The sequence below is a fragment of the Marinimicrobium agarilyticum DSM 16975 genome (genome assembly GCF_000423345.1).
GTDB classification, from domain to species: Bacteria; Pseudomonadota; Gammaproteobacteria; order Pseudomonadales; family Cellvibrionaceae; genus Marinimicrobium; species Marinimicrobium agarilyticum.
The window spans coordinates 205,100-219,693 of sequence record NZ_AUHU01000007.1 but is presented as its reverse complement, the minus strand read 5'-3'; the positions used below and the strand labels follow the sequence as shown (position 1 = coordinate 219,693).

12 protein-coding genes and 2 tRNA genes are annotated in these 14,594 nt (G+C 59.5%); 11 read left to right on the top strand and 3 right to left on the bottom strand.

What is annotated here, in order from left to right; genetic code table 11:
- The first annotated feature begins 16 nt into the window (after nt 1-16).
- From hda to ggt, 3 genes are all read left to right on the top strand, one after another.
- On the top strand, nt 17-727 hold the full coding sequence (hda, locus tag G547_RS0109470) for a DnaA regulatory inactivator Hda (RefSeq protein ID WP_027329656.1): 711 nt from the start codon (nt 17-19) through the stop codon (nt 725-727).
- A gap of 120 nt (nt 728-847) precedes the next feature.
- The gene (locus G547_RS0109465) at nt 848-2,596 is read left to right on the top strand and encodes a glycoside hydrolase family 9 protein (RefSeq protein ID WP_027329655.1); all 1,749 of its coding nucleotides are present in this window, start codon (nt 848-850) and stop codon (nt 2,594-2,596) included.
- Between the two features lie 388 nt (nt 2,597-2,984).
- Nucleotides 2,985-4,688 carry a gamma-glutamyltransferase gene (ggt, locus tag G547_RS0109455; protein ID WP_211224534.1) on the top strand — a complete coding sequence of 568 codons (1,704 nt, stop codon included), beginning with the start codon at nt 2,985-2,987 and terminating at the stop codon, nt 4,686-4,688.
- A 12-nt stretch (nt 4,689-4,700) separates the two neighbouring features.
- On the opposite strand, the gene G547_RS0109450 is transcribed toward ggt, so the two are convergent.
- On the bottom strand, nt 4,701-5,648 hold the full coding sequence (locus G547_RS0109450) for a tRNA dihydrouridine synthase (protein WP_027329653.1): 948 nt from the start codon (nt 5,646-5,648) through the stop codon (nt 4,701-4,703).
- 299 nt (nt 5,649-5,947) lie between these two features.
- Here G547_RS0109450 and G547_RS0109445 point away from each other — a divergent pair, with 299 nt between their 5' ends.
- The 4 genes from G547_RS0109445 to G547_RS0109430 all read left to right on the top strand — a co-directional run bounded on the left by G547_RS0109445 (nt 5,948) and on the right by G547_RS0109430 (nt 10,489).
- Nucleotides 5,948-6,208: an OadG family protein gene (locus G547_RS0109445; protein WP_027329652.1), complete on the top strand. Its 261-nt coding sequence runs from the start codon at nt 5,948-5,950 to the stop codon at nt 6,206-6,208.
- 50 nt (nt 6,209-6,258) lie between these two features.
- Nucleotides 6,259-8,043: a sodium-extruding oxaloacetate decarboxylase subunit alpha gene (gene oadA / locus G547_RS0109440; protein WP_027329651.1), complete on the top strand. Its 1,785-nt coding sequence runs from the start codon at nt 6,259-6,261 to the stop codon at nt 8,041-8,043.
- Between the two features lie 35 nt (nt 8,044-8,078).
- The gene (locus tag G547_RS0109435) at nt 8,079-9,386 is read left to right on the top strand and encodes a sodium ion-translocating decarboxylase subunit beta (protein ID WP_027329650.1); all 1,308 of its coding nucleotides are present in this window, start codon (nt 8,079-8,081) and stop codon (nt 9,384-9,386) included.
- A gap of 305 nt (nt 9,387-9,691) precedes the next feature.
- The gene (locus G547_RS0109430; protein ID WP_027329649.1) at nt 9,692-10,489 is read left to right on the top strand and encodes a PhoH family protein; all 798 of its coding nucleotides are present in this window, start codon (nt 9,692-9,694) and stop codon (nt 10,487-10,489) included.
- 81 nt (nt 10,490-10,570) lie between these two features.
- Here the strand turns inward: G547_RS0109430 and G547_RS20825 are convergent, their stop codons facing one another.
- Entirely contained in the window at nt 10,571-11,899 is a 1,329-nt protein-coding gene (locus G547_RS20825) for a glycoside hydrolase family 2 TIM barrel-domain containing protein (protein ID WP_084645832.1), read from the bottom strand.
- 204 nt (nt 11,900-12,103) lie between these two features.
- Entirely contained in the window at nt 12,104-12,433 is a 330-nt protein-coding gene (locus tag G547_RS0109420) for a hypothetical protein (RefSeq protein ID WP_027329648.1), read from the bottom strand.
- Nucleotides 12,434-12,576: 143 nt separating this feature from the next.
- Between G547_RS0109420 and queE the strand changes: the two genes are divergently transcribed.
- The 4 genes from queE (at nt 12,577) to G547_RS0109400 (ending at nt 14,215) form a co-directional block, all read left to right on the top strand.
- Nucleotides 12,577-13,227 (top strand): 7-carboxy-7-deazaguanine synthase QueE, encoded by a 651-nt coding sequence (gene queE, locus G547_RS0109415; RefSeq protein ID WP_027329647.1) that lies wholly within the window; start codon nt 12,577-12,579, stop codon nt 13,225-13,227.
- 14 nt (nt 13,228-13,241) lie between these two features.
- A complete protein-coding gene (gene queC / locus G547_RS0109410) occupies nt 13,242-13,922 on the top strand; it encodes a 7-cyano-7-deazaguanine synthase QueC (RefSeq protein WP_027329646.1) in 681 nt (226 codons plus the stop codon).
- A gap of 96 nt (nt 13,923-14,018) precedes the next feature.
- Nucleotides 14,019-14,094, top strand: a tRNA-Lys gene (locus tag G547_RS0109405).
- A gap of 45 nt (nt 14,095-14,139) precedes the next feature.
- Nucleotides 14,140-14,215 (top strand) — tRNA-Lys (locus tag G547_RS0109400).
- Nucleotides 14,216-14,594: the final 379 nt, after the last annotated feature.

The following is a 14,594-nucleotide window of genomic DNA, read 5'->3' as shown; positions in this document are numbered from 1 at the left end:
AGGAGTCGCCCAAGGCATGGCCAACCCTCAGCAACTGTCTCTCGGCGTCAGCCTCAATGACGACGCGACCTTCGACAACTTCTATGCGCCCGAGGGCTCATCGAATGCGGCCACCCTAGAACTGCTCAAAGCACAGGCCGAAGGCCGGGGAGAGTGGTTCATTTACGTGTGGGGCCGCTCAGGGGTGGGCTTGACCCACCTGTTGCAGGCCGCGGGCCATCGCGCCCAGGATGCGGGGCAGGCCATTCAATATCTGCCACTGAGGGAGGTGGTGGGTTTTGCCCCGGAGGCGTTGCTGGAGGGGCTCGATCAACTGGACTACCTTTGCCTGGACGGGCTGGAGGCGATCGCCGGCAAGCCGGATTGGGAGGAGGCCCTGTTTCACCTGTTCAACCGGATGCGCGATGCCGGGGGGCGGTTGCTGGCCGCCGCAGTCCAGGGGCCTCGGGAGTTGCCCATCGAATTGCCGGACCTGCATTCGCGGCTGCAGTGGGGGATGACCTGTCAGGTGCACCCGCTAAGTGATGATGAAAAGCAGCTCGCCTTGCGCCACCGCGCCCGGGCCCGCGGTCTGGAGCTCAATGAAGAGGTGGCCCACTACATCTTGCAGCGGGTGCCGAGAGATATGAATGAGCTTTTCTGCTACCTGCAGCGGCTCGATCACGCCTCGCTGGCGGAGCAGCGCAAACTCACCATCCCTTTCGTAAAAAAAGTGTTAAGTCTGTAAAGGCGCCTGACGGAGACTTCGGCTTACGGTATTCTTTTCCGGCATAGAGTCGGCCGCACCATAACGGGGTCGGCTCAAACGACGGTCAATACCATAACCAAAAGAATCCAGAGGTGCTTTATGCCCAATCCCCGTTTTCCCGCCATCCTCCTGTTGGCGATACTCTCCGGTCTTGTGGCCTGCCAGTCCGAGCTGTCTCGGGAGCAAGCCGATGGGCCGACCGCGAGCATTCAGGTCAACCAGCTGGGGTACTCTCCTCAAGCGGTGAAGGAGGCTACGGTCCCCGCCGGTTTTGGCGATACCTTTGAGCTCGTCGAGCACAATGGTGGGCGTACGGTGTACCGCGGTACACTGAGTGCCGCCGAGCGCTGGCCTCACTCCGGAGAGTGGGTGCGCCGCGCCGACTTCTCGGACCTGACCCAACCCGGCCACTATCGGTTGCGGGTGCCCGGGCTGGCAGATTCTCACCCCTTTCCGGTTGCCGCCAGGGCGTACTCTTCCCTCAATGACGCCGCCATCAAAGCCTATTACTTCAACCGGGCCAGCACGGCTTTGGATGAAGCCCATGCCGGTGTGTACGCGCGCGCTCTGGGTCACCCCGACGAGCAGGTGGAAATCCACCGCTCCGCGGCAAGTGCCGAACGGCCGGAAGGCATGGCCCTTGCTTCGCCCCGCGGCTGGTACGATGCCGGTGATTACAACAAGTACATCGTGAATTCCGGTATCAGTACCTACACCCTGTTGGCGGCCTACGAACATTTCCCCGACTACTATCAGGGGCGCGAGCTTAATATTCCCGAGAGCGGGGATGTGGTCCCGGACCTGCTCAACGAGGTCATGTGGAACTTGAGCTGGATGCTCACCATGCAGGACCCCAACGATGGCGGTGTCTATCATAAGCTGACGACCAAACGTTTTTCCGGCAAGGTGATGCCAGAGAACGCGACGGCACAGCGCTATTTCGTGCAGAAGGGCACCGCGGCCGCGCTCAATTTTGCGGCGGTGATGGCGACGGCCAGCCGTGTCTATGCCGACTATGAAGCGACGTTTCCCGGTTTCTCCGAGATTTCTCTTGCAGCCGCAGAAGCAGCTTGGGAGTGGGCGCGGTCCAATCCCCAGGTGGTTTACCGTAATCCCGAGGACATCCGCACCGGAGAGTATGGCGACGAGGAGTTTGGTGACGAGTTTGCGTGGGCGGCGGCGGAGCTCTACTTGACCACGGGCAAGCCGGCGTACTGGGAGGCTCTGGAACCGAAAGTAGTGACGATCAGTGTCCCAAACTGGGCCGACACCCAGGGGCTTGCCTGGCTCTCTCTGGCACAACATCGTGGCGCCTTGCCCGAAGCGGCTCAGACGCTGGTCGCCGAGCGGGTCCGATCACTGGGCGATGCGCTGTACAACGAATGGCGAACCTCCGCGGCCGGGGTACCCATGCGAGCCGAAGACTTCGTCTGGGGTAGCAACGGGGTCGCCATGAACAGCGCCATGATGCTGATTGCGGCCCATCGGCTGACGGACGACGAGCGTTACCTGGGGGCGGCTCAGTCCCTGGTGGATTATGTCCTGGGGCGTAACCCCACCGGCTATTCCTACGTGACGGGATATGGCGCCCATACGCCGCAGAACATTCACCACCGCCCCTCGGCAGCTGATGGTATAGACGCGCCGGTTCCCGGCTTTTTGGCCGGAGGCCCTCATAGTGGCCAGCAGGATGCGTCGGATTGTCCCATTCCCTATCCGTCCGACAAGCCCGCGAAGTCCTATCTGGATCACTGGTGCAGCTACGCCTCCAATGAAATCACCATCAACTGGAATGCGCCCCTTGTCTATGTGTCTGGAGCATTAGAGGTGCTGTACGGAGAAGATTAGAACGCTATATCGACTGGAATTCGCTAAAGCGTTTACTTATAATGGCGTTAATCAATGCATTCTAATAAAACCCACTTGCGCGCCGTTCTGTCCTCCGACAGAGCGACGACGAGTGGGTTTTTTATTGCCTCGGAGAGCCATTGTAGGAGAAGTCTATGCGCCGCTTGTTGCAGTTTTGCTGGGTCAATCACCGTGTCGTGGTCTGTGGAAAAATCTCCGGCGGTCTTGAGGTTGAAGGGCGGCGCCCCGACGGCTTCTGGTTCTGATGTCCTCCAAACCCCGCTTTCGCGGGGTTTTTTGTCGGTACGGCCGCAAAGCTGCTAGGCTCTTTGAATCGGCGGCCCCGGGTCGCCCTATAACCGCTCATCGCCTGTTAAAAGGACGCTCCATGGTCACCAGTACTCGCGCCGCTTTTTTGTCGTTCACCGCGCTTATGGTGCTTTGCCTGACGGCGACGCTTGCCCGTGGGGGCGAGTACGCCGAGGTGACCGACAATGGTTACGGCGCGGTCGCAACGGTGCAACCGCGCGCGACGGAGGCAGCCATGAACGCCTACGCCGCAGGGGGCAATGCCGTGGATGCGGCGGTCGCCGCGGCGCTTACCCTGGGGGTGGTTGATGGCCATAACTCCGGTATCGGTGGCGGTCTGTTTGCCGTTGTTCATTGGTCAGACGGGCGGGTTGAGGCGATTGATGGCCGGGAAATGGCCCCTGCCGCCGCCCATCGGGACATGTACGTGCGTGAGGGCGAGTATCGACCGGAGTTGAGTAAGCGTGGGCCCTTGGCGGTGGGTATCCCCGGTTCGGTGGCGGCGCTCGACTACATGATGGAAAAGGGCGGGAAGGCCAGCCTGGCTCGGCATCTCAACGCCGCCGCCGACCTGGCGGAGAACGGCTTCGCGATCGACGGCATATTTGCCCGTCGACTGAAGCGGCATACGGAGGACCTGAGCGCCTATCCGGGAACGGCGGCCATCTTTCTCGACGCCCAGGGCCAGCCCTGGCCTGTCGGCCACCGGCTTAAGCAGCCGGATCTGGCCAAAACCTACCGGGCGATTGCCGAAAAAGGCGGGTCTTACTTTTATGGCGGTGGATTCGCCCAGACGGTGGGCCAGTGGATGGAACACAACGGTGGTCTGATTACCCGTGAGGACTTCGCCGACTATGAATTAATTCGCCGCCGACCGGTGGTCAGCGAGTACCGAGGCTATTCCGTTTACGGTTTTCCACCTCCGAGCTCCGGGGGTGTTCATGTGGCCCAGATGCTCAATATTCTCGAGGGCTATGACCTCTCGGCGCTGTCCGAGGCCAATCGTTACCATCTGCTGGCCGAAGTGATGAAACTGGCTTTCGCCGACCGGGCCTACTGGCTCGGCGATCCCGCCTTCGCGAAAGTGCCAAAGGGGTTGATCAGCGAGGCGTATGCACAGACCCTGCGTGCGCGCCTCTCCCTGGAAAAGACCACCACCGTGCCTGACTACAGCACCCCGCCCAAGGCTCAAGAGGAGCTGTTCGGTAAACACACGACCCACATCGCCACCGCTGACAAGGATGGCAACTGGGTGGCGATCACCTCGACGGTAAACACTAACTTCGGCTCCAAAGTCGTGGTGCCGGGCACTGGCGTGGTTCTGAACAATCAGATGGACGACTTTTCCGCGCAACCGGGTGAGCCCAATGCCTACGGACTGATCGGGGCCGAGGCGAACAGCATCGCGCCGGGCAAACGACCCCTGTCGAGCATGAGCCCGACGGTGCTGACAAGAGAGGGCAAGCCGGTGCTGACCCTGGGCGCGGCCGGGGGGCCGACCATCATTACCCAAGTGCTTCAGACACTGATCAACCATATCGATCTGGGGATGGGGCTTGAGGACGCGATGCGCATGGCCCGGGTACACCATCAGTGGCGGCCGAATGAACTGTTCGTGGAGAAAACCCTGGTTGACCCCATCCGGGAAGCCCTGAAGGAGAAGGGGCACTCACTGCGCCAGCTGGGCGATTACGGCTCGACCCAGGCCATCGGGCTGGATGAACAGGGGCACTTTGTCAGCGTGGCGGAGCCGCGCCTGGAAGAGCGCAACCGGGTGGAGTGACCGCGTCGCGGCTCAGGCAGCGGTCTTGAAGGCTGCCTCGAGCCGGGCCGGTTCCCGCTCCCGTTTGATCTGCTCAAAGAAGGTGGCGGCCTGCGGGTATTCGCGCTGAAGGTACATCAGCCACTGCTTGATACGGTTGCCGTTGTGTTTGGTGGGATAGTGAGGCTGGCTCATCCGGTAGTAGCGGTGCAACAGCTGGCACACCTCCGGCCACGCCATGGGGGTGTAATCTTCACCGCTGACCTGGGCCCGAATGGCGCGGGCCAGGTCGGGGCGGGCCAGTAACCCCCGTCCGAGCATAAAGCGTTCGCAGCCCGTGACCGCGCGGCAGCGTTCAAAATCGGCCGGAGACCAGATCTCTCCGTTGGCGACGATCGGTATGGACACCGCTTCCCGGATTGAAGCGATGTACTCCCAATACGCCGGTGGCTTGTAGCCGTCGCTCTTGGTCCGGGCGTGGACGGTGAGTTCGCTGGCGCCGGCCTCGGACACCGCCAGAGCGTTGTCCAGATAGCGGCTGGTGTCTTCAAAGCCCAGGCGGATTTTGGCGCTGACTGAGATCGATTCGGGAACGGCGGCGCGCACCGCCGCGACAATGGCGTTGACCCGCTCGGGTTGGCGCAGCAGACAGGCGCCGCCATCACTTTTGTTGACGGTCTTGGCGGGGCAGCCAAAGTTGAGGTCGAGGGCGAGCGCGCCGGCTTGCACCGCACGCTGGGCGTTGAGCGCGACTGGCTCGGGCTGGCCGCCGAGTAACTGGACTTTGACCGGCGTGCCGCTCGGTGTCAGGCACTGGTTGTCCAGCTCCGGCGCGTAGCGGCGGAACACCCGCCGGGGCAGAAGGTTATCGGTGACCCGGATAAACTCGGTAACACAGCCATCCAGCCCGCCCAGCGCACTGAGCAGGTCCCGAACCTGATGATCCACCACCCCTTCCATCGGGGCCAAATACAACTGCATGATTGCCTGAATTCCTCGGTCTCGAAAAGGCGCCATTTTAGCGGTAAGTCCTGTCGGTTGCAGGCGATTTCTCTGCCGGATGTCGGCCGTAAGTTGTAAGTTTCTGAAAGATAAGAGAAAATAGCCGGCCGTTTTGCGCCCGCCGGAGGCTCCCAGGAGCCCTGTCAGGGTGCGAAAACTGTGACGCAGTTGCCACAATTGGGGTTTCAAGCTACATTGGCGCGCCCCGGAAACGCCGGCAGGCGCAGGCCAACCCCGGACTTTCGACCGTTATCCGTCAGTAGACAGGGTGCCCGATAATGAGTGACACACTGATACAACAAGGCACGGACTTGATGCTCTTCGGCATGGGCTCCGTCCTGGTATTTCTTACGCTGCTGGTGATCGCCACCGTTTTTATGAGTGGTGCCTTGAACCGCTGGTTCCCCGAGGCCGAGCCGCCGGTGGAGCGCAAAGGCAGATCGTCTTCCGCGTCCGCCTCGTCGGCTGCCCAGGTGGATAAGAAAAAATTGGCCATCATCAAGGCCGCCATCGAGCAACATCGCGCCCGCCGCCGCTAAACACGGCCGGCCCACCGCGCGACCGCTAACTGTGATAAAGGTACAACGCCATGAGCGATGCTAAAAAGCCGTTGGGTATCACGGAACTGGTACTTCGGGACGCCCACCAGTCCCTGTTTGCCACCCGGATGCGTCTCGACGATATGCTGCCCATTGCCGAGAAACTGGATCAAGTGGGTTTCTGGTCACTGGAAACCTGGGGCGGTGCGACCTTCGACGCCTGCATCCGTTATCTCGGGGAAGACCCTTGGGAGCGGATTCGAGAACTGAAAAAAGCCATGCCCAAGACGCCGATGCAGATGCTGCTGCGCGGCCAGAACATTCTCGGGTATCGCCACTACGCTGACGATGTTGTCGATAAATTCGTGGAGCGCGCCGCCACTAATGGGGTGGACGTTTTCCGCGTATTCGACGCCATGAACGACATGCGCAACATTGAAACCGCTATGAAAGCGGTGAAAAAGCAGGGCAAGCACGCTCAGGGCACCATCTCCTATACCATCAGCCCGGTGCATAACATCGACCTATGGGTCGATCTGGCCAAACGCATTGAAGACATGGGCGCTGACTCCATCGCCATCAAAGACATGGCCGGTTTGCTTAAGCCCTATGTGGGGTATGAGCTGGTCACGCGTTTGAAGGAAAGCTGCGATATTCCGATCCATATGCAGAGCCACGCCACCACAGGGCTGGCGCATGCGACCAACCTCAAATGCGTGGAAGCGGGCATCGACAACGTCGATACCGCCATTTCCTCCATGTCCATGACCTACGGGCACAGCCCCACCGAAACGCTCGTGGCCACCCTTGAGGGAACCGACCGCGATACGGGTCTGAACCTGGAGCTGCTGGAAGAAATCGCCTCCTATTTCCGCCAGGTGCGTCTGAAGTACGGCCGGTTTGAAGGGTCCCTGAAAGGCGTCGATTCCCGGATTCTGATTGCCCAGGTGCCGGGCGGCATGCTGACCAATATGGAAAATCAGCTGCGCGAGCAGAACGCCGAAGACAAGTTTGACGCCGTGCTTGAGGAAATTCCGCGTGTGCGCGAGGATCTGGGCTTTATCCCCCTGGTGACACCAACCTCCCAGATCGTAGGGACTCAGGCGGTCATGAACGTGCTCAGCGGCGAGCGCTACAAGACGATTACCCGCGAAACCGAAGGCGTGCTCAAAGGCGAATACGGCGCGACCCCGGCGGATGTGAATAAAGAGCTGCAGGAACGGGTGCTCGATGGCGGAGAGCCGATCACCTGCCGTCCGGCGGATCTGTTGAAGCCAGAGCTGGAAAGGCTGACCAAAGAGCTGGAAGACAGCGCGAAAGAAAAAGATATCAAGCTCACCCAAGGCGAAGGGCGCATCGACGACGTCCTGACCTACGCGCTATTTCCGCAGGTGGGTCTCAAGTTTCTCCAAAACCGGGGCAACCCGGACGCGTTTGAGCCGGCACCTACCGGCAAAGAAAGCGCGGCAGTTACCACCGAGAGCGGAGAGGAAGTGTATACCGTGGAGGTGGACGGTGAGAAGTTCACGGTCACCGTCAGTGACGGTGGCGATGTCACCGGCGTCGTACCGGTGGGTGGTGATTCGGCTCCCGCGAGTGGCGGTGCAGCGGCCTCCGGCGACGGTGAGCCGGTTCCGGCGCCTCTGGGGGGCAACATCGTCAAATTGATGGTGAAGCCTGGAGAGGCCGTCGAGGAAGGCGATACGCTGTTGATTCTGGAAGCCATGAAAATGGAGTCCGAAGTGAGCGCGCCGCGCGCCGGTACGGTGACCAACGTTCATGTTCAAGCGGGCGATGCCGTTACCGCCGGTGACCCACTGCTGGATCTGGCGTAGTCCCGAACCGCCTGAAACGAGATTGAGAGCGATCTATGGATAATTTCATTCGATTGTGGCAGGAATCGGGCATCAACCAGATGGAGTGGGGCACCTTTACCATGATTCTGGTGGGCCTGTTGTTGCTGTTTCTGGCCATTCGCAAAGGTTTCGAGCCCTTGCTGCTGGTCCCCATCGGTTTTGGCTGCATTATGGCCAACATTCCCGGCGCCGGGCTGGCGATGTCGGCCGCTCAACAGGCGATCGATGTCGGTGGGGCGAAAGTGCTGGCCGACCTGGCCGAGGTGTTTGGCGTTGCCGCCAACACCTCGGCTGACGAACTCCTGAAACTCTACAAGAGTGCCTCCGCGACTGAGCTGGCGGCCGCGCACAAGGTGGCGCTGGATTACGGTTACGCCAATGGCATGATCTATACGTTTTACCAGGTCGCCATTGGTTCCGGTGTGGCGCCGTTGGTGATTTTCATGGGCGTGGGTGCGATGACCGATTTCGGCCCGCTACTGGCCAACCCCAAAACCCTGTTTTTGGGCGCCGCCGCCCAGTTCGGTATTTTTGCGACCATTATGGGGGCGGTTGGCTTGTCTGCCTCGGGCCTGATGGACTTCTCCATCGCCGATGCCGCCGCCATCGGTATTATCGGTGGGGCCGACGGGCCTACTGCCATCTACGTGTCCAGTATTCTGGCGCCGGATCTGCTCGGTGCGATTGCGGTGGCGGCCTATTCCTACATGGCGTTGGTACCGTTGATTCAACCCCCGATCATGCGCGCGCTGACCAGCCATTCTGAGCGCATCATGAAAATGGAACAGTTGCGGCCGGTCTCCCGTCGCGAGAAAATTGTTTTCCCCATTGTGCTGCTGGTTCTGGTCGCGTTGTTGTTGCCTTCGGCCGCACCATTATTGGGCATGTTCTGTTTCGGGAACCTGATGCGTGAGTGTGGTGTGGTTGAGCGCTTGAGCGATACGGCGCAGAATGCGTTAATTAACACCACTACCATCTTTCTCGGCTTGGCGGTTGGCTCCAAGTTGGCAGCCTCATCTTTCCTGGATTCGAAAACGCTGGGGATTTTGTTGCTGGGGGTCATCGCATTCGCGATTGGTACCGCGATGGGTGTATTGATGGCGAAGTTCATGAATCTGTTCGTTCGTCATAAAATCAATCCGCTTATCGGCTCCGCCGGCGTTTCAGCGGTACCGATGGCCGCGCGGGTATCCAACAAAGTCGGGCTGGAAGCCAACCCGCAGAACTACCTGTTAATGCACGCCATGGGCCCGAACGTGGCCGGGGTTATCGGTTCCGCCGTGGCTGCTGGGGTGATGATTTCCATGGTTTCTGCGATGTAAGCATTACCGCTTCGGGAGCCGCCTGGCTCCCGAGCATTCTCCCCCGCCTTGATGCACGTCGATAAAAAGCATTGACCCCTCCCTGAAAACCCCCTAGTATTTTTACTGAGTGCTGAATGTAAGCACTGCATCACCCACCTACGAAGAGGAGGAGCCAGCCAACAACACCGTTGTGTCGGGGCGCCTCTATCAGCCCCGAAATCGCGTTACCCTTTGAGTTACGCAGGGCCGGGAGCTGGCCGTTATTGTTCGTCTGCCAACCCCGTGATTACCCTGTTCACCTGGAACCTGATGGGGATTTATCCATGGCGAAACGATCTCACGCGAAGCGCAAGCGTCACCAACGGAGCCACATGGAGGAGCGGGACCGTATCCTGCAGGACGACCATGGCCGACACCGAGCGCCCCCCGACGGGAACATCGTTCAAATCAATGCTTCCCGACAACTTCAAACCGCCTATGCACCACCCCGCGCCAATAAACCTCTCACCGCCTACACCACCGCTCAACAAGAATACATCGACGCGATTCAGCGCTACCACTTGACGCTTGGCATTGGTCCAGCCGGTACCGGAAAGAGTTATTGTGCTGGCGCCCTGGCCGCGGAGGCACTGGAGTCGGGGCGTATTGAGCGTATTATTCTGACGCGGCCGGCGGTGGAAGCGGGGGAGCAACTCGGCTTTTTACCCGGCGCCCTGGATGAAAAGTTCTCTGTCTATATCGATGCGTTCCGGGAAATTCTCTGCGAACGTTTGGGAGCGGGCACAGTGGATTACTGCCTGCGACACGGCCGCATTGTGGCGGCGCCCCTGGCATTTATGCGGGGTAAAACCTTCAACAACCGAACGTTTGTGATTCTGGACGAGGCCCAGAATACCTCGCCAGCACAGATGAAAATGTTCCTCACACGAATCGGTGAAGGCTGCCGCGTCGTAATCAATGGAGACATCGATCAGAGTGATGTTCGCGGGTATAACGGCTTGGCTGATGCGGTTGATCGTCTTAGAAACCTGCCGAATGTCTATATTCACAAGTTCGATCGCGAAGACATCGTCCGCAGCGGTCTGGTGCGGGATATCATGGACCGATACGAGCTGGTGTAAACCCGTTTCGTTGACGTCCTACCTGCCCGGCGCTGAAGGCGTCGGGCTTTTTGGGCCGCCTTTCTGTGCAGAGCGCTGCCCTTACTTGACGAAAAAAGGCACGTTGGCGGTAGCTGCCCTGTTGTGCTCTGTGGTGATATAAGTGAAAAGGCGATAAGGTCCGGCCTTCTTCGGTGCTGTGAACCGTATGGTGCCGTCTCCTTCATCTTTTACGACAAGTCCCTGAATACTCGCCGGTCGTTTCTCCCGGTCACCGCCCGACTTGATGTCGGTACTTTCTGGCAGAAATTCCCAGGTGATTTCAAACGCCTCGCCGTCCGGGTGGTGGGCCTCAATATTTGCGTCGTAAACCTGTCCCGCTTCCAGGTAGATGCTGTCCCTGGCGACTTGTCCGTCGATCTGAAAAGAGCGAATGCTGGGTGCGCGGTGCACCGGCCACTCACCGCTCCACTGATGCTGCATGGTGTCGACCACTTCGGTGGCGTCGCCAGACTCCAGAAACATACCATACCAGGTCGGCGTTGTTTCCTGCTTTTGCCCCCACAGAAAGGCGTAGGAACCCAGCCCTTTTTCGGGGTCGCCCAATATGGCGGACTCATAGCGTTCGCGATAGGCCTGTGCCTTTTCCGTGCTGGTTTGCTCAATGGGTACATCCCATTCGGTGCGGGCGACTTCCCAATGGCCAGTGGGCCCCCACTCGGTGACTGCATACGCGCCGGGCCAGCCAACCTTCCGCATTTTTTGCGGCAGAGTGGAGAGGTCGCCGTACATATTGATACTCAGGTAATCAATACTGGGCACCCGTTTCTGAATTAAATTCGCTTTTTCCTGATCAAGTCCCGCCGTAACCGTGGTAATCAGGTGGTTGGGGTCCAGTGATCGGATCATCTGCGCAATATCTTCTACCGCATACCAGACGTCCGTATTGGTATAGAACAGGTCCAGCTCGTTGCCGATGCCCCAGGTAAGCAGCGCCGGGTGATCCTTGAACTGCAACACTTTTTCTCGGATGGCTTCTTTTTGTGCCTGCACGGCTTGCGCATCGCCATAGTCAAACCCGTGCCGCTCCTTTCCCATACGCAAGCCGAGCATAACGGTCAAACCCAGGGATTCGGCTTTGTCGAGTATCTGTTGGGCGTTGTCGGTATCCCATGTGCGAAGTGAATTGGCTCCGGCGGCGGCCAGTTGGTCCAGCCGGCTGGTCCCGCCCGCGCCCCGGATGAAGTAGGGCTGACCGTTTCGGTAAATCGAGTAGTGACCGGAGTCGTTCTGCTTCACCGAGACCGGGATTGCTCCGGAATCGGGAACGGATGAAGTCGGTGCGACGGGTGAGTGGGCCGAGGTATCCGTTTGGCCACAGGCGCCCAGAGTCAGAGCCCCGCTCAGCAGCAGAAGCAACTTTTTGTTCATTGTTAACATCTCTTTGTTATTGGGTGACCGAGTTGCGATTGTTGCGCCAGATTGTCCCGGCGGCAAGAGGCGGTCGGGAAGTGGGAAGGAATTGGCGTGAAGTGGGACAGCGGAAACGCAAAGTGGGAAGATTTGACGGCACAGTGGGCGTGGTGCTAACAGGGTAGAGGTGGATCGGCTCGACGCCGTCTCGCTGTTGGCCGCTTAGTCCTCCACCCACTCCCAGCGTACCGGCTGGCCAAAGTCATCCAGAATCATTTTTTTCCGGGGACGTTTCTTTCTTGGCTTTTTGGGCACCGGAATTGGATGTTTGCGGGACTCCACCGCGGCGACCACCTCGGTCATCGGCGTACGCCCGGCTAGCGGATTTTCACTGCTGCGGGGGGTGAACAGTGGGGTCAGGGGGCCTTTGGGGTCGATGCGCCCACTCAGCCCTCGGGGCACCTCCTTCACCTTCCCGCCAGTTCGGAGGTAGTCCTCCATCTGCCGATCGAGTTCGGCGCGTATGTCGCGTTTGGTCTTGACGGGTTTCATAAGTCTCGGGACAGGAAAATCGGGCGAATGAGCAAGAATACCAGCCTCGTCGTGGGTCGGCAAATGGCGAAGGCTCGCATCTGCCGCGGGGTTTGGTTAAACTGCGGTCTCTTTTCAAGCCGCCCGCACCGATTCCGACGTAAATGACCGACGATAGCCTTCGAATTACCGAGATTTTTTACTCCCTGCAGGGCGAGGCCCGGACCCTCGGCCGGCCCACTGTATTTGTGCGCCTGACCGGGTGTCCGCTGCGCTGCCATTACTGTGATTCGGAATACGCCTTCCATGGCGGCGAGCGAATGACCCTGACCGCGATTCTCGATCAGGTCGCGCATTATCGGCCGCAATACATCTGCGTCACCGGAGGAGAGCCGTTGGCGCAGCCCAATTGCTTGCCATTGCTGACCCGCCTGTGCGATGCGGGCTATTCTGTCTCGCTGGAAACCAGCGGGGCCATGCCGTTGGATGAAGTGGACACGCGGGTCAGCCGGGTAATGGATCTGAAAACGCCGGATTCGGGGGAGGTGGAGAAAAACCGCTGGGAGAATGTCCCGCTGCTCCTGCCCCATGATCAGGTGAAGTTCGTTCTCTGTAGTCGGCAGGATTACGACTGGGCCAAGTTCAAGCTGGATGAATACGGCCTGGCCGAGCGGGTGGATGATGTGTTGTTCTCCCCCAGCTTTGGTCAGCTCGAGCCCCGCCAACTGGCGGACTGGATTGTTGAGGACAACCTTCCGGTGCGCTTTCAGCTTCAGATTCACAAGCTGCTCTGGGGCGACGCCCCGGGTTACTAGAGAGGAATTTCCCCATGTCTCAGCCCAAAGCCGTGATTCTGGTCTCGGGCGGTCTGGACTCCACCACCGCCTTGGCTATTGCCAAAAGCGAGGGGTTCGACTGCTACACCATCAGCTTTGATTATGGTCAGCGTCACCGGGCCGAGCTGCATGCGGCCGAACGCACGGCGAAAGCACTGGGCAGTACCGAGCACAAAGTGGTGACGCTGGATCTGCAGAGCATCGGGGGCTCGGCCCTGACGGACGCGGACATCGACGTGCCCGAGTCGGAATCCGAGGGTATTCCGGTGACCTACGTGCCCGCGCGCAATACGATTTTTCTCTCCATCGCACTGGGCTGGGCCGAGGTGTTGGGGGCCAACGATATTTTCATCGGCGTCAATGCTGTAGATTACTCCGGCTACCCGGATTGCCGGCCGGAGTATGTGGCGGCCTACGAAACCATGGCCAACCTGGCCACGCGCTCTGGCGTTGAGGGGCAGAAGCTGAGCATCCGGGCGCCCTTGATGCGCTGGTCAAAGGGCGAAATCATCCGCCGGGGCCGAGCGCTCGGGGTGGATTACGGCCTGACGGTCTCCTGCTACCAGGCGAATGAGGCCGGAGAGGCCTGTGGCCGTTGTGACAGTTGCCGTCTGCGCCGCGCGGGCTTTGAGGAGGCAGGCGTCCCCGATCCGACCCTTTACCGGGAGGGGTAGGGGTTTAAGCTGTTGGTTTGTTTGGCGTTTTTTTGTCTTTTTCTGCCAAAAAGCGCTTGTTTTTTTTGGCTGAATCTTTATCATACGCGCCTCTTTGGGTCGTTAGCTCAGTTGGTAGAGCAGTTGGCTTTTAACCAATTGGTCGCTGGTTCGAATCCAGCACGACCCACCATCTTTAAGCAAGTCCGGCGTTCTTCTGCGCCACACCTACCGTTTTGGGTCGTTAGCTCAGTTGGTAGAGCAGTTGGCTTTTAACCAATTGGTCGCTGGTTCGAATCCAGCACGACCCACCATTTCCCCAGCACCAATACGCCAAGTCCCCGTAGGGTGCGATCGGTCCGACGCATCGGAGGAAAGCGCACCCACCAAAATGTTTTGATGTGGGAACTCCACTTCGAGCTTGGGTTGTAACGATTACCTCCGGTCCGCTGTCGGGTGCACTGTTCCCACACACGCCGTAAATACGTCCCTGTAGGCTCGAATCGCGAATCCCGCGCTCCACGGTCTGGGAACAGTGCACCCGACATCGGCCCTCAGTGCCATTGGCATCCATGGTGGCATAGGGTGAAGAACGTAATGAAGGCTGATGTTCGCACTGAGGCGCGGGGTGGGGTATACCGGTTATAGACTCTCTGAGGCATGGATGCCGATGAGAAGCCCCCATGGATGGGT